This is a genomic window from Ruegeria sp. SATB027, from assembly GCF_059613825.1.
The window spans coordinates 216,837-240,909 of sequence record NZ_JBXWTH010000040.1; the positions used below are offsets into that span (position 1 = coordinate 216,837).

Annotated in this window: 29 protein-coding genes and 1 other RNA gene; 19 read left to right on the forward strand and 11 right to left on the reverse strand. The window is 57.9% G+C overall.

Features of this window, described 5'->3' with window-relative positions:
• Positions 1-77 precede the first annotated feature (77 nt).
• Complete coding sequence (locus AC2FPW_RS11395) at positions 78-1,034, forward strand: NADPH:quinone oxidoreductase family protein (protein ID WP_480481998.1); 957 nt, start codon at positions 78-80, stop codon at positions 1,032-1,034.
• A 6-nt stretch (positions 1,035-1,040) separates the two neighbouring features.
• On the opposite strand, the gene AC2FPW_RS11400 is transcribed toward AC2FPW_RS11395, so the two are convergent.
• The gene (locus AC2FPW_RS11400) at positions 1,041-1,922 is read right to left on the reverse strand and encodes a LysR family transcriptional regulator (RefSeq protein ID WP_496813763.1); all 882 of its coding nucleotides are present in this window, start codon (positions 1,920-1,922) and stop codon (positions 1,041-1,043) included.
• Positions 1,923-2,049: 127 nt separating this feature from the next.
• Here AC2FPW_RS11400 and AC2FPW_RS11405 point away from each other — a divergent pair, with 127 nt between their 5' ends.
• Both AC2FPW_RS11405 and AC2FPW_RS11410 read left to right on the forward strand, forming a co-directional pair.
• Positions 2,050-2,259 (forward strand): DUF1127 domain-containing protein, encoded by a 210-nt coding sequence (locus tag AC2FPW_RS11405; protein WP_267367668.1) that lies wholly within the window; start codon positions 2,050-2,052, stop codon positions 2,257-2,259.
• Positions 2,260-2,442: 183 nt separating this feature from the next.
• The gene (locus AC2FPW_RS11410) at positions 2,443-3,219 is read left to right on the forward strand and encodes a Bax inhibitor-1/YccA family protein (RefSeq protein WP_496813765.1); all 777 of its coding nucleotides are present in this window, start codon (positions 2,443-2,445) and stop codon (positions 3,217-3,219) included.
• 183 nt (positions 3,220-3,402) lie between these two features.
• On the opposite strand, the gene AC2FPW_RS11415 is transcribed toward AC2FPW_RS11410, so the two are convergent.
• From AC2FPW_RS11415 to AC2FPW_RS11425, 3 genes are all read right to left on the reverse strand, one after another.
• Positions 3,403-3,909 carry a hypothetical protein gene (locus AC2FPW_RS11415; RefSeq protein ID WP_480486391.1) on the reverse strand — a complete coding sequence of 169 codons (507 nt, stop codon included), beginning with the start codon at positions 3,907-3,909 and terminating at the stop codon, positions 3,403-3,405.
• 215 nt (positions 3,910-4,124) lie between these two features.
• Entirely contained in the window at positions 4,125-4,292 is a 168-nt protein-coding gene (rpmG, locus tag AC2FPW_RS11420) for a 50S ribosomal protein L33 (protein WP_037309480.1), read from the reverse strand.
• Positions 4,293-4,419: 127 nt separating this feature from the next.
• The gene (locus tag AC2FPW_RS11425; RefSeq protein ID WP_496813766.1) at positions 4,420-5,127 is read right to left on the reverse strand and encodes a DUF533 domain-containing protein; all 708 of its coding nucleotides are present in this window, start codon (positions 5,125-5,127) and stop codon (positions 4,420-4,422) included.
• A gap of 278 nt (positions 5,128-5,405) precedes the next feature.
• Here AC2FPW_RS11425 and AC2FPW_RS11430 point away from each other — a divergent pair, with 278 nt between their 5' ends.
• The 3 genes from AC2FPW_RS11430 to AC2FPW_RS11440 all read left to right on the forward strand — a co-directional run bounded on the left by AC2FPW_RS11430 (position 5,406) and on the right by AC2FPW_RS11440 (position 7,297).
• A complete protein-coding gene (locus AC2FPW_RS11430) occupies positions 5,406-6,041 on the forward strand; it encodes a DUF1326 domain-containing protein (RefSeq protein WP_267366945.1) in 636 nt (211 codons plus the stop codon).
• Between the two features lie 14 nt (positions 6,042-6,055).
• Positions 6,056-6,898, forward strand: coding sequence for a DUF2182 domain-containing protein (locus AC2FPW_RS11435; protein WP_496813767.1), 843 nt, complete (start codon positions 6,056-6,058; stop codon positions 6,896-6,898).
• A gap of 66 nt (positions 6,899-6,964) precedes the next feature.
• Positions 6,965-7,297, forward strand: a complete 333-nt coding sequence (locus tag AC2FPW_RS11440; RefSeq protein ID WP_209504623.1) for a GYD domain-containing protein — start codon at positions 6,965-6,967, stop codon at positions 7,295-7,297.
• 6 nt (positions 7,298-7,303) lie between these two features.
• Here the strand turns inward: AC2FPW_RS11440 and rnpB are convergent.
• The 5 genes from rnpB to gatC form a co-directional block, all read right to left on the reverse strand.
• Positions 7,304-7,701, reverse strand: an RNA gene (gene rnpB / locus AC2FPW_RS11445) — RNase P RNA component class A.
• A 124-nt stretch (positions 7,702-7,825) separates the two neighbouring features.
• Positions 7,826-8,539, reverse strand: coding sequence for an N-acetylmuramoyl-L-alanine amidase (locus tag AC2FPW_RS11450; RefSeq protein WP_496813769.1), 714 nt, complete (start codon positions 8,537-8,539; stop codon positions 7,826-7,828).
• On the reverse strand, positions 8,496-9,200 hold the full coding sequence (locus AC2FPW_RS11455) for a hypothetical protein (protein ID WP_496813770.1): 705 nt from the start codon (positions 9,198-9,200) through the stop codon (positions 8,496-8,498). The genes AC2FPW_RS11450 and AC2FPW_RS11455 overlap by 44 nt, the downstream gene beginning before the upstream one ends.
• A gap of 39 nt (positions 9,201-9,239) precedes the next feature.
• Entirely contained in the window at positions 9,240-10,727 is a 1,488-nt protein-coding gene (gene gatA / locus AC2FPW_RS11460; RefSeq protein ID WP_480831476.1) for an Asp-tRNA(Asn)/Glu-tRNA(Gln) amidotransferase subunit GatA, read from the reverse strand.
• Positions 10,728-10,730: 3 nt separating this feature from the next.
• The gene (gatC, locus tag AC2FPW_RS11465) at positions 10,731-11,018 is read right to left on the reverse strand and encodes an Asp-tRNA(Asn)/Glu-tRNA(Gln) amidotransferase subunit GatC (RefSeq protein WP_267365979.1); all 288 of its coding nucleotides are present in this window, start codon (positions 11,016-11,018) and stop codon (positions 10,731-10,733) included.
• A 228-nt stretch (positions 11,019-11,246) separates the two neighbouring features.
• Between gatC and AC2FPW_RS11470 the strand changes: the two genes are divergently transcribed.
• On the forward strand, positions 11,247-11,405 hold the full coding sequence (locus tag AC2FPW_RS11470; RefSeq protein ID WP_209504628.1) for a hypothetical protein: 159 nt from the start codon (positions 11,247-11,249) through the stop codon (positions 11,403-11,405).
• Positions 11,406-11,562: 157 nt separating this feature from the next.
• The gene (locus AC2FPW_RS11475) at positions 11,563-12,126 is read left to right on the forward strand and encodes a DUF4202 domain-containing protein (RefSeq protein ID WP_496813771.1); all 564 of its coding nucleotides are present in this window, start codon (positions 11,563-11,565) and stop codon (positions 12,124-12,126) included.
• 75 nt (positions 12,127-12,201) lie between these two features.
• Here AC2FPW_RS11475 and AC2FPW_RS11480 read toward each other — a convergent pair whose 3' ends face one another.
• Complete coding sequence (locus AC2FPW_RS11480) at positions 12,202-12,873, reverse strand: ceramidase domain-containing protein (protein ID WP_480582833.1); 672 nt, start codon at positions 12,871-12,873, stop codon at positions 12,202-12,204.
• A gap of 59 nt (positions 12,874-12,932) precedes the next feature.
• Between AC2FPW_RS11480 and AC2FPW_RS11485 the strand changes: the two genes are divergently transcribed.
• On the forward strand, positions 12,933-13,625 hold the full coding sequence (locus AC2FPW_RS11485; protein WP_496813773.1) for a metal-dependent hydrolase: 693 nt from the start codon (positions 12,933-12,935) through the stop codon (positions 13,623-13,625).
• Positions 13,626-13,632: 7 nt separating this feature from the next.
• Positions 13,633-14,604 (forward strand): adenylate/guanylate cyclase domain-containing protein, encoded by a 972-nt coding sequence (locus AC2FPW_RS11490; RefSeq protein WP_496813774.1) that lies wholly within the window; start codon positions 13,633-13,635, stop codon positions 14,602-14,604.
• Between the two features lie 25 nt (positions 14,605-14,629).
• Here AC2FPW_RS11490 and AC2FPW_RS11495 read toward each other — a convergent pair whose 3' ends face one another.
• Positions 14,630-15,088: a nucleoside deaminase gene (locus tag AC2FPW_RS11495; RefSeq protein ID WP_496813776.1), complete on the reverse strand. Its 459-nt coding sequence runs from the start codon at positions 15,086-15,088 to the stop codon at positions 14,630-14,632.
• Positions 15,089-15,149: 61 nt separating this feature from the next.
• Here AC2FPW_RS11495 and AC2FPW_RS11500 point away from each other — a divergent pair, with 61 nt between their 5' ends.
• The 9 genes from AC2FPW_RS11500 to AC2FPW_RS11540 all read left to right on the forward strand — a co-directional run bounded on the left by AC2FPW_RS11500 (position 15,150) and on the right by AC2FPW_RS11540 (position 23,884).
• Entirely contained in the window at positions 15,150-15,965 is an 816-nt protein-coding gene (locus AC2FPW_RS11500; RefSeq protein WP_496813777.1) for a pseudouridine synthase, read from the forward strand.
• A gap of 175 nt (positions 15,966-16,140) precedes the next feature.
• Positions 16,141-17,055, forward strand: a complete 915-nt coding sequence (locus AC2FPW_RS11505) for a 5-bromo-4-chloroindolyl phosphate hydrolysis family protein (RefSeq protein ID WP_496813778.1) — start codon at positions 16,141-16,143, stop codon at positions 17,053-17,055.
• 30 nt (positions 17,056-17,085) lie between these two features.
• Positions 17,086-18,276, forward strand: coding sequence for a toxic anion resistance protein (locus tag AC2FPW_RS11510; protein WP_480582816.1), 1,191 nt, complete (start codon positions 17,086-17,088; stop codon positions 18,274-18,276).
• A gap of 13 nt (positions 18,277-18,289) precedes the next feature.
• On the forward strand, positions 18,290-19,246 hold the full coding sequence (locus AC2FPW_RS11515; protein WP_496813780.1) for a DUF2927 domain-containing protein: 957 nt from the start codon (positions 18,290-18,292) through the stop codon (positions 19,244-19,246).
• Between the two features lie 22 nt (positions 19,247-19,268).
• Positions 19,269-20,417, forward strand: a complete 1,149-nt coding sequence (locus AC2FPW_RS11520) for an SPFH domain-containing protein (RefSeq protein ID WP_496813781.1) — start codon at positions 19,269-19,271, stop codon at positions 20,415-20,417.
• Positions 20,418-20,464: 47 nt separating this feature from the next.
• The gene (locus AC2FPW_RS11525) at positions 20,465-21,568 is read left to right on the forward strand and encodes a TFIIB-type zinc finger domain-containing protein (RefSeq protein ID WP_496813782.1); all 1,104 of its coding nucleotides are present in this window, start codon (positions 20,465-20,467) and stop codon (positions 21,566-21,568) included.
• Between the two features lie 65 nt (positions 21,569-21,633).
• Positions 21,634-22,302, forward strand: coding sequence for a nitroreductase (locus AC2FPW_RS11530; RefSeq protein WP_496813783.1), 669 nt, complete (start codon positions 21,634-21,636; stop codon positions 22,300-22,302).
• 41 nt (positions 22,303-22,343) lie between these two features.
• Entirely contained in the window at positions 22,344-22,781 is a 438-nt protein-coding gene (dtd, locus tag AC2FPW_RS11535) for a D-aminoacyl-tRNA deacylase (RefSeq protein WP_480475727.1), read from the forward strand.
• A complete protein-coding gene (locus AC2FPW_RS11540; RefSeq protein ID WP_496813784.1) occupies positions 22,781-23,884 on the forward strand; it encodes a glycerate kinase type-2 family protein in 1,104 nt (367 codons plus the stop codon). The genes dtd and AC2FPW_RS11540 overlap by 1 nt, the downstream gene beginning before the upstream one ends.
• Positions 23,885-24,073 lie beyond the last annotated feature (189 nt).

Below are 24,073 nucleotides of genomic sequence, written 5' to 3' on the forward strand. Positions count from 1 at the left end.
GTTTCAGGACGCCGCGCATAAGGAATTGACATCTCGCACAGCCCACGTGCCTATGCCCCAAGCACGTGAGGAACCAAATGAAGGCCTATTGTATTAGATCTGACGGGGCAGTTGCCCAGCTGTGCGATGTACCGAAACCCGAGCCGGGTGAGGGTCAGGTACGGGTTGCGATCAAAGCCTGCGGGTTGAATTTCGCTGATCTGCTGATGCAGAAAGGCACGTATCAGGATACACCGCCTGCGCCGTTTACTTTGGGTATGGAAATCGCCGGTGTCGTGGATACCATCGGTCCAGGTGTGTCCACCCTGAAACCGGGCGATCGGATCGCCGTCTATTCCGGTCAGGGCGGTCTGGCAGAATATGGCGTTTTCGACGCCGATCGCGCGATCCCGCTGCCGGACACGACCCGTTTCGAAGACGCGGCAGCGATCCAGATAGCCTATGGCACCAGTCACATGGCCCTTGACCACCGTGCCCGGCTGCAACCCGGTGAGACGCTTCTGGTCACCGGCGCAGCCGGGGGCGTCGGGCTGACCGCGGTTGAAATCGGCAAGCTCATGGGTGCCACCGTCATCGCTCAGGCCCGCGGCCCCGAAAAGCTGGCCGTTGCCCGCGCCGCAGGGGCCGATCACCTGATTGATGCCGCAGAGGACCTGAGGGAGCGGGTTAGATCGCTTGGCGGCGCGGATGTCGTTTATGACGCAATCGGCGGCGATGTGTTCAAGGCAGCCTTTCGCGCCACCAATCCCGAAGGCCGCCTGCTGCCCATCGGGTTTGCCGGCGGCGAAGTTCCGCAAATCCCCGCCAATCATCTGCTGGTCAAGAACCTGACCGTGATCGGCTTTTACATTGGCGGGTATCTGAAATTCCGGCCAGAAGCCGTACGCGAAAGTTTTGACACCCTTTTCCGCTGGCACACCGAGGGCCGCATCAATCCACACATCAGCCACGTCTTGCCTCTTGATGAGGTCGCGCAGGGCATGCGGTTGCTAAAAGAGCGTAAATCGACAGGCAAAATTGTGATCACCCCTTGACCGCAATCAGCCCACCACGGCACGCAGTTGCGTTCCCGCAAGCAGGCGGAAGTTCTGACGCACTAACTGCGCCAGCGCTTCGACAACCGCGTCTCGACCCGGTTCGCCACCATACAGGTTGATCATATGCGCAGGCAGGTCCGGTAGCGCACCCCCGCCTTCGATCTGTTCGAGATGTGCGGCTTCGGTACCTTCCAGTGCTGCATACACTGCCAGATCAGCGCTGACCGTGGCCTCGATTGTGCGGTCGTTTTCAGTTTCCACCGACAGCTCCCAGGGGATACCGGCTGCATCCAGCGCCGATATCACCTGTGGTCGAAACAAGCAGCGACGTCCAAGTGCCAAAGGCAGCGGACGCTTGCGCCAGGCCGATCCACCCGGCGCACCTATCCAGCGCAAGGGCAGCTCTGCAATGGTTTCCGCACCGTCCACCGACGACGGTTCCGTGGTCAGGATCACGTCACATTCGCCGCGTTTGTACATCTCTTTCAACTGCAATGAATAAGACGACACCAACTGAACTCGGACCCGCGGGAAATCCGCGTTGAACCGTTGCAGGACCCGTGGGATGGCCGGGTAAACTATGTCGTGAGGAACCCCCAATACCACCTCACCTTCAAAGGCCTGATCGGTCAGTTTCGAGATGACCTCATCATTCAACGCGATCATACGGCGCGCATAAGCCAGCAATTGTTCACCTGACGCGGTCAGGGCAATCGTTCTGCCACTGCGGTCCAACAGCTGAAGGCCAAGCAGCTCTTCCAGCCGTTTCAACTGCATCGAGACCGCAGATTGCGTCAGATGCAGGAAACCTGCAGCGCGCGTCACCCCACCCTGATCCGCCACAGCAACAAATGAACGCAGGGTTGTAATGTCCAGATTCCGCACCTTCACGATTCCTTATGTGTTTCATCAAAAATATTCGTTTTCAATATATGTCATACTCCCCCATATCAATCAAGGAAATTGATAAAGACGAGAGAAACCATCGTAAATACACGAAAGGACAATAAGTATGACCCAAATTGCCATTCATCGCCCTTGCAAGCCCCAAAAGCAATCGCTCGGCACTATCATCAGGCGTGCTGTTTCCCTGAAGCGTCAACGCCGCCAACTGGCACGGCTTGATGATCGCGCCCTTCAGGACATCGGAGTCTCCAGATCAGAGGCTGATGCCGAAGCCAGCCGTTTCGTCTGGGACGCGCCGGAATTCTGGCAGAAGTGATGCAAAATCAAATAGTAACTTCATGAGTGGCGGTCGGCTGATGCGGACCGTCACTTTTGTTGCGTAAATTAGTTGGTTTTCCGCGGTAAATACTTGAAACACAGCCCTGAGTTGCCGATATTTGCCTAGAACGCTTCCCGCACAGCCGGGGGGCTGAATAATTATGTAAAGGGAGACCCTTTGATGGCACAATTCGACACGATCCGGACGGCGGCCGGCGCGCGCGCTGCCGAGATTGATGAGGGCCTGCGCGCCCATATGAACAAAGTCTATGGCACTATGTCCGTAGGCATGCTCATCACATTCGCAGCAGCCTGGGCCATCGCAGGCCTGGCAACCACAAGCGATCCGTCAGCCGCAGCGGCACAGTTGAATGCCGACACCTATCTGACATCGCTGGGCTATAGCATTTACGCGTCGCCCCTGCGCTGGGTCATCATGTTTGCACCTCTGCTGTTTGTCTTCGGCTTCAGCGCCGGGATCAACCGTATGTCGGCGGCTGCCGCACATCTGGTGTTCTACGTTTTTGCGGCGGTGATGGGTGTTTCGATCAGCTGGATCTTCCTTGTTTTCACCGGTGAGTCGGTCATTCAGGTCTTCCTGATCACCGCAATCGCGTTTGCGGGCCTGTCCCTGTATGGTTACACAACCAAGAAAGACTTGTCCGCCATGGGCACTTTCCTGATGATGGGCCTGATCGGCCTGATTGTCGCGATGGTTGTGAACATCTTTCTGGCGTCTTCGGCGGTTGCCTTTGCAATCTCGGCCATCGGCGTTCTGATCTTCGCGGGCCTGACCGCCTATGACACCCAGAATATCAAGAACACATACCTGCAAATGGCCCATAGTGGCGATCAGGAATGGCTGGGCAAGGCCGCTATTATGGGCGCGTTGAACCTGTACCTGGACTTCATCAACCTGTTCATGTTCCTGCTGCAATTCTTAGGTAACCGCGAGTAATTGCAAACCAATGTAAGGGAAAAGGCCGGTCATCGGACCGGCCTTTTTTCGTTTTGAACCAGCTGCGATCGCGCTTGCCCGGTACATGAATCCTAGCGGACAAGGCGACGACGTCCGCGTACCCCGCAAAGAAAAAGCCCCCGCTAGATCAGCGAGGGCTTGATACATCAGAAGGTATAAGACTTAGCTGCAGTTCAACGGTACAGCAAAGCCTGAACTACGCTCGGACGTGCCTTTGCGGAACACATCGCCGGCAGGCAGACACCCGGTGAAACGCTCAGCCTCTTGCGCAAAACCAACGCCGACCGAGTTGTCGACCTTTACGCTGTTCGTCGGTGTGCGAAGGACACCATACAAGGTTCCGTTGACGCTGACGGTGCTCAGGAACAGGTTCGTATCGCTGCCCTGTAGCTGGACCGCATTGTCCGGCGTCCGCCCGCCATTGTCGATAGCAACGGCTGCCACCTTGGAGGGGTCCACTTCATCAGCCAAGAGAGTAACGGTCTGAAGTTCTGCCAGCTCAGCCGGAACATTCGTTTCAGGCGGCAGAAATGCGACGGCTCCGGGAACGTCGGAAATCGTGCGGGGTTCGCCATCGATTCCGGTAAACCCAACACCTTTGCGGTTAAACGGGTCTTCACAGGCCGCCAAAGTCAGAACGGCTATTGTGGATAACAAGATTTTTTTCATGGCGGTCAACATTTTGTGGCGGTTTGCTCAAGCGTACTTGCAGGTCGGCACAAAAAGCAAGCCACAGGCCATGCGATTACATCGGTGGCTGATGCGCTCCTGCAACGGCCCCAAGTGGACATGTTGACCTTCTTGGCAACAAACCACCGGAATTCAGCACAAAAAAGGCTCTGCCAAGCAGAGCCTTTTTGGAAAGTTCAAATGGAATGGCAAGATTACTTGATCTTGCCTTCCTTGTACTCGACATGCTTGCGAACGACCGGATCGTATTTACGAATGGTCATTTTCTCGGTCATGGTGCGCGCGTTCTTTTTGGTCACGTAGAAGTGGCCCGTGCCCGCGGTCGAGTTCAGACGGATCTTGATTGTCGTCGGCTTCGCCATGGTTATCTCCTGCGTCCGGAAAGGCAGGGGCCTTTCGGTTGAATTCCTATGAGCGTGCGCTTTTACGCGCTACGCCGTGCATGTCAAGGCCAATCGGACGATCCCAGCCCAGGAATCGGGCACAGGTTCAACCCGGTAACGTTGGCGCACCCATATAGCTGTGAATCTGGTCCCTTTCACTGTCCGAAAGACCCAGCGCAGTGGACAATTGCCGCAAATATGCGGCCTCACGATCATTGTCCAACCGTATTGCCGCCAGAGATGTCGCATAAATCTGCGTTCTGAGCGGTGCCCCAGAATCAGCTGCCAGACCCATGACGTCGACAGGTGCGTTCAGTTGTTCCTGCACGAATGCGCGTTCCTCGTCACTGATGTCATCGCCCAACTCTCCGAGGATCGTTTCTTTCTCGTGCTCGTCCAGCTCGCCGTCTGCCTTTGCCGCCTGGATCATCGCCCGCAACATGAGCTTGGCCTGAGCTTCCATGGCAGCCCCGGCTGGTGTTCCGCCAAACACCGTCTCCATCATGTCGGTGGTCTGCTGGCTGCCAGTTCTGGCCGCCCCCTGCATCGCATTCAAAAGCCCGCCAAGACCGACGGCACCTGCGGCACTGCCACCCAGCCCTATCTTACCCATCATGTCCTGAAGGCCTGTCGCACCTCCGGGAAGGCCGAACTGTTCGGCCATTTTGCCAAGCTGATCCATACCAAGGCCGCCGCCTGCGCCTTGCATCATGTCCTGCAAGCCAGCCATTCCGCCCATTTTCTGGTATTTCTCCATCCCCTTCGCAGCCGCGAAACCAACTGCAACGGACGCAAGTGTCTTCATAAAGCTCATGACAATCCTCCCGGTTTTTCAAAATACGCCCCAGTTCTATCAAAGGAATGCAAAGGCGAATACCACGTTCAACCCCCACGGGATTCCGGACTGAATTTCCAAGCCGATGAGGACCAAAAGACAGTGAGTAAGTTTGTACATATCACGATATCGTGATAGGTTTGCCGCAACTGATACGTCCAAGAGGCCAACTTCAGGCTCGACGACCAAGGCAGTGTGAACAGGTAATGCCCGCGCGGAGCAGTGTTGTTTTACGCAGCTTTTCTTGGGGGGCTATCATGACAGAATGGGTTATTCAGGGCGAAGAACTGGCCAATTGTAATTGCAATTTCGGCTGTCCCTGCCAATTCAGCGTTCTTCCATCACACGGAAATTGCGAGGCTGTTGTCGTTTTCGACATCGAAAGCGGGCATTATGGTGATACTGATCTGGCCGGTTTGCGGGCAGCAGGTGTTTATCACTGGCCGGGACCGATCCACGAAGGCAATGGTCAGATGCAACTGATTATTGACGAAAGTGCTACAGCCGAACAGCGCGCAGCATTGCAGGCCATCATGACCGGCGAAGACACCGATGAAATGGCAACCATGTGGTACGTCTACAGTGCGATGGCCCCGACGAAATATGATACGCTTTTTGTCCCAATCGAATTGAACTGGAACCGCGATGACCGCAGCGGCTACGCCAAGGTTCCGGGGGTATTCGACGTTGAGGTCAGCCCGATTCCTCATATCGTATCGGGCGCTGCGCACAGGGCATCAATCCAGCTGCCGAATGGCTTTGAGTACCGCCACGCAGAGGCTGCCTCGGGGTCGGCCAAAACAACGGGCGGTGAGATCAGCCTTACCTTTGATGCCACGCACGCCCATCTCGCACATCTCAACCTCTCGGGTCACGGTGTTCTGGGCGCGTAGCCGGAGACTCTTTCATGACCAGACAGAGTGCGACAGCCCCTGCCGGGGCGATTGAGCGGCTGTTGAGGCAGGACAATGCAATCGTGTTGGGCAGCGTCCTTCTGATCATTCTTGCTGCCACCTGGTACACAGTTGCCGGCGTCGGGATGAAAATGTCTGCGGTCGAAATGACCCGCATGGCAGGCCCGGTTGGGGAGCCCATGCAGATGGGTTCCGCAACCGCCTGGAGCTTCGGATACACTCTGCTCATCTTCCTGATGTGGTGGATCATGATGATTGCCATGATGACCCCAAGTGCCGCGCCAGCCGTGCTTTTGTTTGCAGCGACAAAGCGCATGGGCCCTGAGAAAGACCGCGCCGCAACGTTCAGCCAGTGTTTCCTGTTGGGCTATCTGGTGACCTGGGGTGCGTTCAGCCTGACTGCAACGGCATTGCAGTGGGGGTTGGAACATATCGGGCTGTCGAGCGGGCCGATGATGACAATCCGCTCTGGCCCCTTCGCGGGATGTGTTCTGCTGGCTGCCGGGTTCTATCAGTTTTCAAGTTTGAAGAATGCGTGCCTTCGTTACTGCCAAAGCCCCGCAAGGTTTCTGGCCGGTCACAACCGGCCCGGACCCTTCGGCGCGCTCAGAACCGGAGCCCTGCACGGCACGTATTGCCTGGGATGCTGCTGGGCGTTGATGCTGCTGTTGTTCGTCGGAGGGATCATGAACCTCTACTGGATTGTTGGCATTGCCGCCTATGTCGCGCTGGAAAAGCTTCTGCTGACAGCCCGGTGGCTGGCGCCGGTGTCAGGTGTGGCGCTTATCGGAGCAGGTCTTTGGCACATCGCGGCACCGCTGATCTCCGGCATCTGACGCAAGACGGCCCCCGGGGCGGCTGACTGAAAGGCCCTGTGATTTCTCGTTAAAAAGGAGGTACCAATGCCTGTTTTCATTACCTACGCAACTTACTCGCAAGCTGGTGTCAAAGGCATGTTGCAAAAGCCCGAGAACCGTACCGGCCCGGTGAAAGCATTGTTGGAGAAAGTCGGCGGTCGACTGCTATCCTTTTACATGACGACCGGCAGCAATGACGTGGTCGTGATCAGCGAAGCGCCAGACGGAACAGATGCTGTGGCGGTCGGCATGGCGGTCGCGGCATCGGGTGCGGTCACGAACATAGAAACGGTTCGGGCCTGGACTGCGGACGAGTTCGTTTCGGTCACTGAGAAAGCCGCAAGATTGGCGGGGACCTACACGCCGCCCGGAGGATAAGTAGATACGCGCGGAGGGCCTGTAAGCCGGATCTTGTTCCGGGGTTGCCCCCTTCGATGACCATTCCTCTAGGCCGTGCATTGCTGCACGGCTCAAGCTGCCAACCCGGTCCCTCTCGGCCAAGACGCGCTTAGCGGCGGTATCGGCTTGCGCCGACCGGCCCGCGCGGGGACCCTATTTGGCATTGCTCCCGGTGGGGCTTGCCGTGCCGCCCCTGTTGCCAGCGGCGCGGTGGGCTCTTACCCCACCGTTTCACCCTTACCCGGGGCCGAGGCCCTGGGCGGTCTGATTTCTGTGGCGCTTTCCGTCGGGTTGCCCCGCCCGGGCGTTACCCGGCACCGTTGTCTTGTGGAGTCCGGACTTTCCTCTCGGGCATACGCCCCAGCGGCCATCCGGCCCTCCGCGCCCGGGCTGGGTAGGCTTTGTGGTCTGCGGCGTCAAGAGCTGACAGGTCCGAGAGGGGGCCAGCCCCTTCTTGGCCTGCGGCCAATTCAACCCCGGGATATTTTTGGCCAGATGAAGAGCGGATCAGGTTGTTGTGTCCGACGGGGTGACCGCATTCATATCCGCCATGTCCAGCGGACCTTTCGCCCAGGGGCGAAATCGCAACCGGACAGCGGCCAGCAGTTTTGCATCGTCCACGGGGGCGGTGAAACCTGCCATCCGAGCAGAGGCGCGAAATGCTTCTGCATCGGGTGACATCGGATCAACTCCTGTGCCGCGCGGGTTGGCCAGCGCTTGCTTTTCGAGCCTGTTCCAATCGAAGCGCGGCCCAGGATCGCATTTACGGCCAGGCGCCATATCGGAATGTCCAATGACCCCGGACGACGCAATGGACCAGCGGGTCATGATCAGGGTCAACAACTGTTCCAGCACCGCCATTTGCGGCTGCGAGAACGGATGTTTGCCGGTGTTATCCAGTTCGATCCCAACCGAGCGCGAGTTGATGTCGTCCTTGCCGTCCCATTCCCCTGCCCCGGCATGCCAGGCGCGATCTTCTTCACGCACCATTTGCCAAAGGGTGCCGTCATTGCCGATCAGGTAATGAGCCGAAACTTCGGAAGCCGGGTCGCATAGGCGATCCAGAGCCGCCTGCGCACCGTCCATGGCCGTATAGTGGATCACGATCAAGGATGGCAACAGCCCGCCCCGGCGCTTGCCGAAATTCGGAGACGGATGCCAGATCGGCGTTAAGGCGTCAGTTGTTAACGGCACTGCGGAACGGGCTGGGGTCCCAGCCACAGGCATAGCCGTCGCCATCCGGGTCCAGACCCTTGCGGTCACGTTGCGGGCCGCCGTTGGACAGGAATTCGATCTGAGCCTGATCCGGTGACGGGAATTGCGCGCAGTTCCGCTGTGACTTGGCTTGCAGGTTGAAACCGGAACGGCTGTAGAGTTGCGTGCCCACCGGATTGGTGGTGCTCAGCGCATATTGTACGATATTCGGTTGGCCGCTCGCCGTGCGCTCAGGCACGGCGGTTGGAGCGACGACTTCGTAGGTCTGGCGGTTTTGCTCAATCCGGGCGGCATCGGATTGGATGCTGCGCCTCTCGGACACGGCTGCGAAGTCCTGCTCGTCAGAGATTGCGCCGCTGTTGGAGCCGGAAGACGGCGACGCGGAGACCGAGGATTGCCCGGACGTGCTGGCCAACGCTGCGGCGGTCTGGTTGGCGATGTCCGCATTCTCACCTGTTGCAAAGGTCGATGATCCCGGTGTGCCCAGTGGTTGCTGGGAAACATCGACCGGAGCCAGCAGCGGATTGACCGCCCCGCCCTGGCCCGCCAATTGAGCCTCGCGCTGCGCCTGATATTCAGGCGTGTTGAAACCCGTGCTGGTCAACGGCGCGACATTGGTGCAGGCCGCAGCCAGTGTCAGGGCCGGGACCAAAAGCAAAACACGCATTGATTGGCTCCGTCTTCAGTAATTCACTTGCCCGTAGGCTTACCACCATTTGCCGGGCTTGGCCACAAAACCGGCTGCGTTTTCCAGCGCATAAGCGGTGTTGAGCAAGTCACCTTCTTCCCACGGGCGCCCGATCAGCTGCAACCCCAAGGGAAGACCTTGTGCATCCAGCCCTGCGGGGACCGAGATACCGGGCAAGCCAGCGAGGTTCACGGTAACCGTAAAGACGTCGTTCAAATACATTTGAACAGGGTCCGCCTCGGTCATTTCCCCCAGACCGAAAGCCGCCGAAGGGGTTGCCGGTGTCAGAATGGCATCGATGCCTGCGGCGAACACGTCTTCGAAGTCTTTCTTGATCAGGGTCCGGACCCGGCGCGCGCGATTGTAATAGGCGTCATAGAAACCTGCGGACAGCACATATGTGCCGACCATCACGCGGCGCTGCACCTCGGGGCCAAAACCTTCGGCGCGGGTCTTTTCGTACATCTCGGTGATGCCATCGCCCTGCGCGAGCTGTGCACGGCGGCCATAGCGAACACCGTCATAACGGGCGAGGTTCGAAGATGCCTCGGCCGGAGCAATCACGTAATAGGCCGGCAGCGCGTATTTGGTGTGCGGAAGCGAGATATCGACAATCTCGGCCCCCGCGGCTTTCAGCATCGCTGCGCCATCGGCCCAGAGTTTTTCGATCTCGGCGGGCATACCGTCCATACGGTACTCTTTCGGGATACCGATCTTCTTGCCCTTGATGTCACCGGTCAGCATGGCCTCGAAATTCGGGACCGCCAGTTCGGCACTGGTCGAATCCTTGGGGTCATGTCCGCACATGGTTTCCAGCATGATCGCTGCATCACGCACGTTCTTGGTCATTGGTCCCGCCTGATCCAGCGAGGACGCAAAGGCGACGATACCCCACCGCGAGCAACGACCATAGGTGGGTTTGATGCCCGTGATGCCAACGAAGGCCGCAGGCTGGCGGATCGAGCCTCCGGTGTCGGTACCTGTCGCAGCCAGGCACAAATCAGCAGCCACGGCAGATGCAGACCCGCCAGACGAGCCGCCCGGTGTCAGTTGCGCATCATCGTTGCCACGGCGCCACGGGCTGACCGCATTGCCATAGGTCGATGTTTCATTGGACGATCCCATAGCGAATTCGTCCATGTTCAGTTTACCCAGCATCACCGCGCCTGCGTCGGCCAGTTGCTGAGAAACGGTGGATTCGTATTCCGGCTTGAACCCTTCCAGGATTTTCGACGCCGCCTGCGACGGCACACCCTTGGTGCAAAACAGATCCTTGATGCCGATCGGCAGGCCACACATCGACGGTGCGTCGCCACGCTGGATCCGCTCATCCGCGGCCTTGGCGCGCTCCATTGCAAGTTCGGGTGTCTTGTGGACAAAGGCGTTCAGCGCATCTGCCTCGTCAATGGCTTTCAGGCAGGCGTCGGTCAGCTCGACAGAAGTGACGTCACCAGAGCGCAGCGCATCGCGCGCCTCGGCCAGACCCAGTTTGTTCAGCTCGCTCATGTCTTACTCCACCACTTTGGGAACTGCGAAGAACCCTTCGCGGGCGTCAGGGGCGTTGGCCAGCACCTTGCCCTGCTGGTTGCCGTCGGTCACCTCGTCCTTGCGGCGTTTCAGCCGCATCGGTGTGACCGAGACCATCGGCTCGACACCTTCGACATCCACTTCGTTCAGCTGTTCGATGAACCCGAGGATGGTGTTGAACTCGGATGCCAGCGCCGGCAGCGCGTCATCCTCGACCTTGATCCGGGCCAGTTTGGCCACTTTGGCGGCGGTGCTTTGGTCAATCGACATCGGCTTCCCTCATCTACGTTATGGGGCGTTTACCTGTCTGTTGCGGCAGTCGCAAGACCGCTGCGCCATGGGCCGTACCGAGTTTAAGTTCCGCCGCATGACACCCGCCATTCAAAACTGAATGAGTGGTATGCAAAAAAGTAAACTAATTAGTTCAATATTGACCTTGAAAACTGAACTGTACTGTTCATTTCTAGTTGTGCGACACAACGCAAACCGGAGAAAAACATGAAACCCCTGATGATTGCCGCAGTCTTGTCCGCCACCTTTTTGGCCGCACCGGCCATGGCCCTGGGTATCGACACAAGCAACCTGACACGCACTTTGACCTTCCCCTCACCCGTGACGGAACCGGTCACTCAGGACAAGGTTAAACCTGCAAAGTGATGCGCAGGTTACGGCCGGGTCGGATTTCCCCTCTCCGACCCGGCCAAAGCGCATATTCGAGGGTGCACAGCCCAAAGCGAGTCGTTAGCATTGCTGCAAATACCGAAATGGAACTGCATAGGGCGCTTGCGGTTCTGACAAGCAAGTGAAGCAGCTGATGAACACGCAAAAACAAGCGGTCCTGGATGCCATCGATGCGGCGAATGCAAATGACCCCAACCGCGATGATGGCCGCCCCGAAGCGCAGCTTTACGGCGAGCGCATGAGCGCAGAGCTTGACCGCCTGTTTCCGGGCGCGTCCGAAGCCTTGCAGATTGCAGCGCGTGGTCAACATGTGGAGCGGTGGAAACTTGCCCGCGATGAATTCCCGGAAGGTCGGGCGGGTTATCTGGCCTGGCGCAAGGCGCAAGGTGTGCATCACGCGGACGTGGTGATGAGTTTGATGACCCAAGAAGGCTATGACGCTGAGCAGGCCGAAGCCGCGGGTCGCATGTTGCGCAAGCAAGGCATCAAACGCGATGCAGAGGTGCAGGCGCTGGAAGATGTGATCTGCTTTGTGTTTCTGAAATGGTATTTCCAGCCCTTTGCGGCGAAACACTCAGCCGAGAAAATCCAGAGCATTGTTGAAAAGACTGCCCGCAAGATGTCGCCCGAGGGCCGCGCACGGGTTTTAAGCGAATTCGACCTGCCGGATCATCTGGCCGCAGCCTTTCAAGACTGAGAAAAGGCCAACGCCGTTTCATCGACCGAATAATAAGTCTGAAGGATGGTCACGACAGGCCTCCGCGCCATTTGCTCATGATCCACGAGTTTGGGTGACGCGGCCCCTGATGAGGGCCGCTCGATACACTTCGATCATCCAGCCCAACATAATGGCATTCAGGAGATGCCACATGAAATGTGTCCCCACCGGCCATTGGCCGCAGAAACGCATATCGAGGGCACGGAAGGTAATCGACAAGATCAGGATCAACGCCCCGATTGTCAGTCCTTTGGCCAGAATCGGATCACGGCCACGCAAAAGAACAGCATAGATCAGGATCAGAAAAGGGACCGGCGCATAAACCGCCGACCCTCCAAGCCCCGGAACATGTTGGAACAGTGGGACAGCAGCCGTCGCATAGGGAAGAAAAAGAAGCATTCCCCCGAACGCCACCCCCAAAGGCATCCTCCAGATGTCTTTATTCACCGCAAAAACATAGACCAATATGAACAACAATATGGGCGCGACATCCGCCAAAGCCGCCCATACCTGCGCATGCGTGTGGAACAGGTAACTGCCAAACCCGATGATCGCCAGAAGCGCCACCAAAACCTTGGCCAGCGGCATGTTCTGATTGCGCACGCGCCTCCACATGACCCATGCGCAAATCAGAAAAGCAGCGTTTGTGACCGCGTTAACGGGCTCGGCCCAGTAGGCTGGAGATAGCCGCTCGCAGTACCCGTCTATTTCACGAAACCAATCCATGGAAATTTACTTATCCGATGTTAGGCTGCCGCCAACAGAATGATTGGGAGGAAATAATTATGAACATTATCTGGTTGGGCCATGGAAGTTTCCGTATCGAAACCCAGGGACAGGTGCTGCTAATCGACCCCTGGCTGACCGGCAACCCGGTCTTGCCCGAGGAACAGCATGACGCCGCCGTTGATGGCGCCACCCACATCCTTCTGACCCATACGCATTTTGACCATGTCGTCGACGTTCTGCCTTTGGCCAAACACCTGAAGATTCCGGTTGTGGGACAATATGACCTGATGGGGTACTGGGCCGAAGCCGAAAGCATCGAGACCATTGGTTTCAACAAGGGCGGCACGGTCAACCTGAACGGGGTCAAGGTAACAATGGTCCCGGCCTCTCACAGCTCGACCTTTTCGACACCGGACGGCCTGCGCACAGGCGGCAGCGAGGTCGGCTTTATGATCAGTGCCGAGGGGCGCATGCTTTATGTTTCAGGTGATACCGACATCATGGCCGACATGGACTGGATGGGGGATTACTACAAACCCGATATCGGCATCCTGTCAGCGGGCGGGCATTTCACCATGGATATGAAAGCTGCCGCCTACGCCGCCAAAAGATACTTCAACTTCAAGATGGTAATTCCCTGCCACTACAAGACCTTCCCGATTCTTGAGCAATCCGCTCAGGCGCTGGCAGGTGCTTTGCCGGGTGTAGACGTCATCGAACCGCAGGTTATGCAGGCGATAAAGCTGTAGGGATGATATGACCAGCGACATTGTCCCTTCACCGGAACTGATCGCAGTTGTACGGCGATGGAATCAAGCCGTTCATGACAAGGATCGGGCTGTGCTGGTCAACATGCTGTCATCCTCGGAACACCTGCGGTATCAGGGCTCGGCGGATGAAGAGGCATGGTCCGGGCAGGTGTTTCGCCGTGGCTTCGCCGATCACACCAACGAAATCCCGGACTATGACTGGCAGGAACATTCGCTGGAAGCCTTTGAATGTGGGGATGTGGGCTGGGCATTTTGCGAAGCAACGCTGACCTTTCATTCGAACGACAATTCAGCCTGGCACCGCTTTACATTTGTTCTGCATCTGGAAGACGGCGTCTGGAAAATGGTGCAGCTGCATGTGTCTAACCCGACCTCGAACATGGAAAAGATCGGCATCGAGCATTCGGTGTTGAATGCACTGATCGAAGCCGCAAAACAGGAGTTCACACAGGATCAGACCGAGGGAACCGCTTCGGTCATGTTCACTGACATTGTCGGGTCGTCAGATATCACCCGGCACTTGGGTGACAAAAAATGGGCCCAGCTTATTTCCGGTCATTTTGATCTGGCTGAACACCTTATCCAAGCCCATCAGGGACGGCTGGTCAAATCCCTTGGGGATGGCACGATGTCGATCTTCCCGACGGTCCAGGATGCGATTCAGGCAGCAATCGAGCTGCAAAGAAAGAACGCGTTGGCAAATTCCGAAACACCTCTGGGTCTGCGGATTGGAATTCATACCGGCGACGTCATACAGAAAGACGAGGATTTCTTCGGGTCCGTCGTCAATAAGGCGGCGCGCGTGACAGACGTAAGTGGCCCGAATGAAATTCATGTCACCGACGTGACCAGATTGCTGGTCAACCCGGAGGGCGGTCTGAGATTTAGCTCGCCAAAATCGGTCGCACTGAAAGGGTTCGGCGGGCAGCAGACAGTGTATCGCCTGGACTGGAACTGACAGTGGCCGTCCTGTCAGATCACGGTCATTTTTCTATTCGTTTTTCCGCGAAAAAACCCAGCAGCAGGGTTTCACATTCTTTGGCGGCTATGCCGTCATAGACCTCGGGCTTGTGATGCGCTTGCGGGTGGGAAAAAACCCGCGCGCCATGGGCCACGCCGCCGGATTTGGGATCGGACGCCCCATAGTAAACGCGCCGGATGCGCGCGGCCGCCAGTGCTGCTGCACACATGGCGCAGGGTTCCAGTGTGACATAGATATCATGTCCGGGCAGTCTTTCAGATCCGGCATTGGCACAGGCCGCGCGCAAAGCCAGGATTTCTGCATGCGCAGTAGGATCGTTCAACTCACGCGTCCGGTTTCCTGCCTCCGCCACAACAGAGCCATCCGGCCCGACAATGACCGCGCCAACGGGCACTTCGCCGCGATCCGCTGCTGCGCGCGCCTCACGCAGCGCCTGTTCCATATGCGATTTGAATACCATGCCCCTGACTGCATCAGAAACCTGCCTTTCGCAAGCGCGCGGGATAGGGTATGGCCCAGACATGAACAAGACCCCTCCTCCCGGCGACCGGATCGCCAAAGTCCTGGCCCGCGCTGGCGTCGCGTCGCGGCGCGAGGCCGAGCGCATGATCGAAGCTGGCCGCGTGGCCGTGAATGGCAAGACCATCGACAGCCCCGCCCTGAACGTGACGGCGAAAGACAAGATCGTGGTCGACGGCAAACCGGTCTCGGAACCGGAACCCTCGCGCTTGTGGCTGTATCACAAGCCCGCTGGGCTGATTACGACAACCCGCGACGAAAAAGGGCGCGATACGATTTTCGACAAGCTGCCCGAAGACATGCCTCGGGTGATGAGCGTTGGCCGGCTTGACCTGAATTCCGAAGGTCTGCTGCTGCTGACTAATGACGGTGCTATAAAGCGCAAGCTTGAACTGCCCGCGACCGGCTGGTTGCGCAAATACCGTGTGCGGGTAAACGGACGCCCGAAAGACGAAGATTTCGAACCTCTGCGCAAAGGTCTGATGATTGAAGGAGAGCGGTTCCAGCCGATGACCGTCACGCTGGATCGCCAGCAAGGGGCCAATGCCTGGCTGACCATCGGTCTGCGCGAAGGAAAGAACCGAGAAATCCGTCGGGCCATGGAAGATATCGGTTTTAGTGTGAACCGTTTGTTGCGGGTTTCATACGGCCCGTTCCAATTGGGCAATCTGAAGCCGGGAGAAGTCGAAGAAATCCGCCGCCGCGTTATGCGCGATCAACTTGGGCTGGATTCGGATGCCAAAACCGAAGCGGCCCCCAAACGTCCGACGCGACCACAAAGAAAACGCCCGCCCATCGGCAAGAATCCCCGCAAGTGATGCAGGTTCGGCAACCTTCCCCCTAGCGCCAAGCCTGCGTATCCCCTAAATTTTCTGTGATTGCTGCTATTTGGGGAGCGTGATGTCCGGAAGCGGAGTGCAAAAATTCGCCTACGCCGTATTGCTGGTGCTTTTGTTTGGCGTGTGCACAGGCGTGCTTGGGGGCTTGTAACGCATGGCAAAGCGATTTGGCGGCAAATACAGCCCTCAGGATGATACGTCCGGCGATACTCTTCAGCCCCGTGGGCAATTCGATGGCGCGCGGGTCGAACCTGCGGGTGCGCGTGCCAATGTCCTGTTCATACCGGCCATCCCATTGGTATTTCTGTCGCTGAACGACGGCGCGATTGGCATGACCATTGGTCTGATCGCAGCTGGCCTGCTGACGGCAGCTGCGTTCTTGCTGCGCGAAGGTCTGCGGGCCGAAGCCGCGTTTAACGCCCGTAAGGCTGCCCGCCGGCCTGCGTTTCCCCGTAAAATCTTTGCCAGCCTTCTGACAGGTCTGGGCGCCGCTCTTGCGTCCTACCGGACCGAGTTTCTGAATGCGGAAACGTCATCGCAAGTCAGCCTGCTTGCCCCCGTCTTGTTCGGCGCTGCAGCAACCGTGCTGCATTCGGCCTCCTTCGGGTTTGATCCGATGAAGAACAAGGGCATGGAAGGAATTGACACCTTTCAGCAAGATCGCGTTGCCCGGGTCGTTGAGGATGCGGAAAACCGTCTTTCCGAGATGACGGACGCCATCAAACGCGCGGGTGATCGCCGGATCGAAGCCCGTTTGGAACGGTTTCAGGACACCGCACGTGACCTTTTTCGAACGGTCGAGGAAGACCCCCGCGATCTGGCGGGCGCGCGAAAATACATGACGGTTTATCTACAGGGCGCGCGTGATGCGACGGTCAAGTTTGCCGATGTTTACGCCCGGACCCGTGATGCCCAGGCGATGACAGACTATGTCGCCTTGCTGGATGATCTGGAACAGAATTTTGCCGCGCGTACGCGGAAAATGCTATTGGATGACCGCAGTGATCTGACGGTCGAAATCGACGTGCTGCGCGAAAGACTGCAGCGCGAAGGCGTCCGGTTGGACTGACCGGCCATTATTTGAGCGAGGAACATCCCCATGTCCGATGAGATCAAGAACAAGGCGGCTCAGGCCGAAACACTGGTGCAGGAAGTCACCGCAGTTGCCCTGCCCGAACCAAAGGCCGAGGTTATCTCGCTTGAAGAAGCCGATGAACCCGTGAGTGCCGAGATCCGCAAGCGCATGGACGAGATCGACATGGGCAACACCAACTCGATTGTTGCTTTCGGGTCTTCCGCTCAGGCCGAATTGCAGGAAATCAGTCAGGCCATGCTTGCGGATGTGCGCAACAAGGATGTTGGCCCGGCAGGCGACAGCCTGCGCAATATCGTGACCACGATCCGCGGATTTTCGGTCAGTGAGCTGGACGTGCGCCGCGAGCGTAGCTGGTGGGAAAGGCTGCTGGGCAGAGCCGCACCATTTGCGAAATTTACCGCTCAGTTTGAAGAAGTTCAGGAGCAGATCGACCGCATTACCGACGATCTTCTGGGACATGAGCATACACTGCTCAAGGACATCAAATCGCTGGACCTGCTGTACGAGAAAACTCTGGGTTTTTACGATGAACTGGCGCTGTACATCGCAGCGGGTGAAGAAAAGCTGACCGAGTTGGACAGCCATGACATCCCCGAAAGGGAAGCCGCCGTTCAGGCCGCGCCAGAAGAAGAACAGGTGATGAAAGCGCAGGAACTGCGGGACATGCGCGCCGCGCGTGACGATCTGGAGCGCCGCGTGCACGATCTGAAACTGACCCGTCAAGTCACGATGCAGTCGCTGCCGTCGATCCGACTGGTGCAGGAGAACGACAAGTCGCTGGTCACGAAGATCAACTCGACGCTGGTGAACACCGTGCCGCTGTGGGAAACGCAACTGGCACAGGCCGTCACCATTCAGCGCAGCGCCGAAGCTGCCGCCGCGGTGCGCGACGCCAACGATTTGACCAACGAGCTTTTGACTTCGAATGCTGCCAATCTGCGTCAGTCGAACAAGATGATCCGCGAGGAAATGGAACGCGGCGTGTTCGATATCGAAGCTGTCAAAAAGGCCAACGCAGACCTGATCGGCACCATCAACGAAAGCCTGGCCATTGCGGATGAAGGAAAAGCCAAACGTGCTGCCGCTGAGGCCGAGTTGCAGAAGATGGAGGCGGAACTGCGCGACACTCTGGCATCCGCCAAGGCGCGACGAGACGGGACCGGCGACAACGCCGGAACCGCTGTCCCCGGCTGAGGCTGAACTGGGCGTGCGGGATATTACATATCTGAAAAAGGCGCTGGGGATGGCGGCGTTTTTGGCTTTGGCCAATTGCGATGAAACACTGACATCCTCGATTGCGCCGCAAGCGCGCCCGGCGCCTGTTTCTGTTGCGGCGAATGCCTATGTACCGCCCTCTGCCGCAAGTCAGGATCTGGCGCGGTTTTACCAGCGTGTCGAACGCGACCTCTTGGTGCGGGGGTTATTGCGGACAGACGGGGGCGGGCCCGATACGCCCTATGACGCCCAGGATCTGGCGCGAAATTTCGAAGCGATTGCGTTCTACAGCGAATATCCGACCCAAAACGTTTCCATCGGGTCGCGCCAGACAGACGGGCAGCTCAGCCGGTGGTCGGGACCGGTGCGCATCCAGACTGAGTTTGGGCCTTCCGTGCTGCCTGTTGTACGGGAACAGGATGCGGAACGGGTTCAATCCTTTGCCTCGCGCCTGGCGAGGCTGACGGATCATCCGATTTCCGTGGTCTCCCGAAACGCAAATTTCCACGTCTTCTTCGCGGGCAAGGACGACAGCACCTATGTGGTGTCACGACTGAAACAGCTGATCCCGAATATCAGTCAGGCTTCGCTTGATCTGGCCGCAAATCCGAGATCGAATTTCGATTGTTTTGTTTTTGCCTCGGCGACAACGGCGTCTCCGTACAAATATGTGCGCGCCGTTGCGTTGATCCGGGCCGAATTGACTGATCTGGTCCGTCGCAGTTGTATCCACGAAGAAATCGCACAGGGGCTGGGATTGTCTAACGATAGCCCGGCAGCGCGCCCATCGATCTTCAATGATGATGACGAGTTTGCCCTGCTGACGAGCCATGACGAAAAACTGCTGACAATGCTTTATGATAAGCGGCTTGAGCCCGGCGTGACAGTCGATCAGGCCCGCCCCATCGTGCATGTCATTGCCCGGGAATTGATGGGGCAGCCGCTCTGACCCCAAGGACAGGAGAACCCAAATGGGAATATTCGATTTTCTGACCGGAGAATTCATTGACGTCATCCATTGGGTTGACGACACTCGCGACACCATGGTCTGGCGGTTCGAGCGTGAAGGCCATGAAATCAAATACGGTGCCAAGCTGACGGTGCGCGAAGGTCAGGCGGCTGTATTTGTGCACGAAGGGCAATTGGCAGATGTGTTCACGCCAGGTCTCTATATGCTTGAGACCAACAACATGCCGATCCTGACCACATTGCAGCACTGGGATCATGGCTTTCAGTCGCCGTTCAAGTCCGAGATCTACTTCGTCAACACGACCCGGTTCAACGACCTGAAATGGGGGACCAAGAACCCGATCATGCTGCGCGACCCCGAGTTTGGTCCGACCCGCATTCGCGCTTATGGCACCTATACCGTTCGGGTCAAAGACCCGGCCAGATTCCTTGTGGAAATCGTCGGAACTGACGGCGAATTCACCATGAGCGAGATCAGCTTTCAGGTGCGCAACATCATTGTGCAGGAGTTCAGCCGCGTTATTTCGGGATCTGGCATTCCTGTGTTGGACATGGCAGCGAACACGGCTGATCTGGGCAAATTGATCGCGGCCGAAGTTTCCCCAGTGCTGGAAGGCTATGGGCTGGAGATGCCTGAATTCTACATCGAGAACATCTCGCTTCCGCCTGCGGTCGAGGCCGCATTGGACAAGCGGACCTCGATGGGATTGGCCGGAGATCTGGGCAAATTCACACAGTATTCCGCAGCAGAGGCGATGACGGCTGCGGCCAGCAACCCAAGCCAGGGCGGTGGCATGGGCGCGGGTCTTGGCATGGGAATGGGCATGGCAATGGCACAGCAGATGTCGAACATGGCAGCGGGCCAACCAAGCGGCCCGTGGGGATCGACCGCCCCCGCTGCCCCACGACCGGCAGCCCATGTGGCCCCGCCGCCCCCGCCACCAGTTGAGCATGTTTGGCATATTGCCGTGGATGGGCAGACCAGCGGCCCGTTTTCCAAGGCCAGAATGGGCCGTATGGCCAGCGAAGGCGATCTAACGCGCGAGACCTATGTATGGACCGCGGGCCAGGACGGCTGGAAGAAAGCCGGAGACGTGCAGGAACTTGCACAACTGTTCACCATTCTGCCTCCGCCGCCGCCGGGGGCCTGACCAAAACGCGATACTCCTCCATCTGTCGTGACACTTCTGGGTAATGTATGACACACGCCCCTGACCTTGCAGAGCACCGCTTCCCCTGCCAGCAATGCGGCGCGGATTACCGGTTCAGTCCTAGCAATGGTACGCTAACATGTGATCATTGTGGTCATTCCGAACCTATCGGATCGGGTCCGTGGCAAGGTGCCAGCCTGCGCGAACTGGATTTTGACGCGGCCATTGCGGACCGTCTGCCTGACAGCGAGCTGGAACAGACCCGCGTTCTGTCCTGTCCGAACTGCGCAGCGCAGGTTGAATTCGACCCCAACACGCACGCTGCGGAATGCCCGTTCTGTGCCACGCCGGTGGTAACCGACACCGGCGTGAACCGGCATATCAAGCCGAAGGGCGTTCTGCCTTTTGCTTTCGACGAGCGCGAGGCGCATAAGGCGATGAGCGATTGGCTGGGGCGGTTATGGTTCGCGCCCAACGGGTTGAAGGACTATGCCCGCAAGGGCCGCAAGATGCAGGGCATTTATGTGCCGTACTGGACCTTTGATGCCGACACCAAATCCGACTACCGTGGTGAGCGCGGCGTGATCTATTATGAAACCCACACTGTGATGCGGGATGGTAAACGGGTTCAGCAACAAGTACCAAAGGTGCGCTGGTCGCCCAAATCGGGTCGTGTTGCGCGTTTTTTTGACGATGTCCTGGTGCAGGCTTCGCAGTCGTTGCCCAAGGCTTACACTGACGCGTTGCAGCCTTGGGATCTGCCGGCACTTGAACCTTACCAGCCAGAATACCTCGCCGGATTTCGCGCCGAGGCATATTCAGTTGAACTAAATGAGGGCTATACCGAAGCCCGCGCGCATATGGCGCGCGTGATCGAACGGGATGTTCGCTTCGATATTGGGGGCGACAAGCAACGTATCCACGCGGTGGACACTGAGGTGCGCGATGTCACCTTCAAACATATTCTGCTGCCAATCTGGATGGCGGCCTACAAATATCGCGGGCAGACCTATCGATTTGTGGTGAACGGCCGAACCGGACGGGTTCAGGGGGAACGCCCCTGGTCCGCCATCAAGATCACGATTGCCGTTGTTCTGGGCCTGCTGGTTGCCGGGGTTGTCGGATATCTGGTGGCTAACGGGCAGCAATAACAGCCACTTGTACAAAACGCACGGCATGATCATCCTAAGGGTCGAGACGTAGAAACGAGGCGCCCGTGTCATTTGCAGAACTGAATAACCTTCTGGAGAAACGTCATTCCTGCCGGGCCTTCCTGCCCGATCCTGTGCCAAAAGAGCAGATCGAACAAATCGTGGGCAGCGCGGCCCGGGTCCCAAGTTGGTGTAACGCGCAGCCGTGGCAATTGGTAATCACAAGCGGCACAGAGACCGACAGGTTCCGTGCGGCGATGCAAAACGAAGCTGAAACAGGCGCACCGGCCCCCGATCTTCCGTTTCCCGCGTCATACTCCGGCGTCTATCAAGACCGCCGCCGCGCGTGCGGTTGGGCGCTGTATGAAGCAGTCGGTGTGGAACGCGGGGACCGGGCAGGATCGGCCCAACAAATGATGCGCAACTTCGCTCTGTTCGACGCACCGCATTGCGCCATCGTCTCAAGCCCGGCGGAACTTGGACCATATGGCGCAATGGATTGCGGAGGGTTTGTTACGGCTTTCTCGTTGGCAGCGCAGGCGTTGGGCGTGGCAACCATTCCTCAGGCCGCATTAGCTGCGTATGGCCCGTTCCTGCACAGATATTTTCAGATCCCGGAAGACCGTCTGATCCTGTGCGCGATTTCCTTTGGGTATTCAGACAGAAAGCATCCCGCAAATAACTTTCGCACAGATCGTGCCGCGCTGGGTGACTTTGTCGACTGGCGCGGCTAAACCATCGCTCAGGCAAGATAATCGCCAAGGGGGGGAACCGCGTGCGCGCATTGCTGCAAAGAGTTTCGCAAGCCAAAGTATCGGTCGATGGCAATGTCATTGGCGCATCCGGTCCGGGGCTTTTGATTCTTGTCTGCGCCATGCAGGGGGACGACGAAGCCCAGGCTGAAAAACTGGCCCGGAAAACCGCCAGACTCAGGATTTTCAAGGACGATGCGGGCAAGATGAACCGCTCGCTTCTGGATGTAAAAGGGTCAGCCTTGGTGATCAGCCAGTTTACATTGGCGGCAGATACAACAAGCGGTAACAGGCCGGGGTTTTCAACTGCAGCACCGCCCGAACTGGGCGAGCATCTGTATAACACCTTCGCAAACTACCTTGCTGCGCAAGGTGTAGCGGTGGAAACTGGACAATTCGGGGCCGACATGGCCGTTGAACTTGTCAACGACGGACCGGTCACAATCTGGGTGGAGACTTGATGGATACTGAAAAGCAAGCCGTTCAACTTTGGCGCGCCGGGGTTGAGGCCGTTGATGGATACACCGCCACCGAGGCCGCCCTGCACGACATCCCGAAACCGGACCGTATTCTGGCCGTAGGCAAGCCCGCCGCCGCCATGGCACGGGCGGCCTTGGCGCGGTTCGGCACGGTTCCCACGCTTGTTGTGACCAAGGACGATCACGGCCGTGACTTGCCGGACACTGTCGAGGTGATCGAAGCCTCGCACCCGGTTCCGGACAACCGCAGCCTTGAAGGCGGGCGTGCTCTGCGTAAGGCGCTGGAACAGATGGACCCCGGATCACATGTGCTGCTTCTGGTGTCGGGTGGCGCATCTTCGCTGGCCGAAGACCTTTTGCCCGGAAAATCACTGAGCGATCTCGAAGCATTGAACCGCAAGTTGCTTTCAGAGGGGATGGATATCGGTGCGATGAACGCTGAGCGGCGCAAACTGTCCCGCATCAAAGGCGGGGGGTTGCTGTCACACTTTGCGGGCGCCCGCGCGACTGTTCTGGCCATCTCGGACGTACCGGGCGACGACCTCAATGTCATTGGATCGGGTATCGGCGCTTTGCCTTCCAGCTACACATTTGGAGCCACCACGCGGATCGTGGCCTCGAACGCCCATGCCCGCAATGCGGTTGTGCAAGCCGCCGAAGCAGCTGGGCTAAAGGTTTGGGCCAATGAAGAGGCGCTGCATGATGACTATCTGAAGGTCGCCGCACATCTTGGCCAACTGCTGCGCGGAATGGAAAAAGGCGTGATGGTCTTCGGTGGGGAACCGACTGTGGTCTTGCCGGATCACCCTGGGCGCGGTGGACGAAACCAAGCACTGGCACTTGCGCTGGCGCAGGAGATTGCCGGGCAGCCAAACCTGACAGTTGTTGTCGGCGGAACGGACGGCACAGACGGACCGACCAATGCGGCAGGGGGAATCATTACCGGTGCAACATGGAACGACAGCGGGATGACCGCGCTTATAAATGCTGACAGCGGGTCGTTTTTGGACAAAGCCCAAGCCTTGCTGACAACCGGGCCAACTGGCACCAATGTCATGGACTTGGTTGTCGCAATACGTGGATGAACTGACGCATATCACACCACCCCAGACCGTAAAGGCCCGGAAACTGGCCTGAAACAGAACTGTATCATAATATTCTTGTGGAAAGGGCATCGCGCCAAACAAAGTTACTTGCGCTTCGGCCTTCGGCATCAAGGAGAAATATCCTTGCCCGGTCCGCCGAAATAAGTCAACGTTGACTCATGCGTCAAC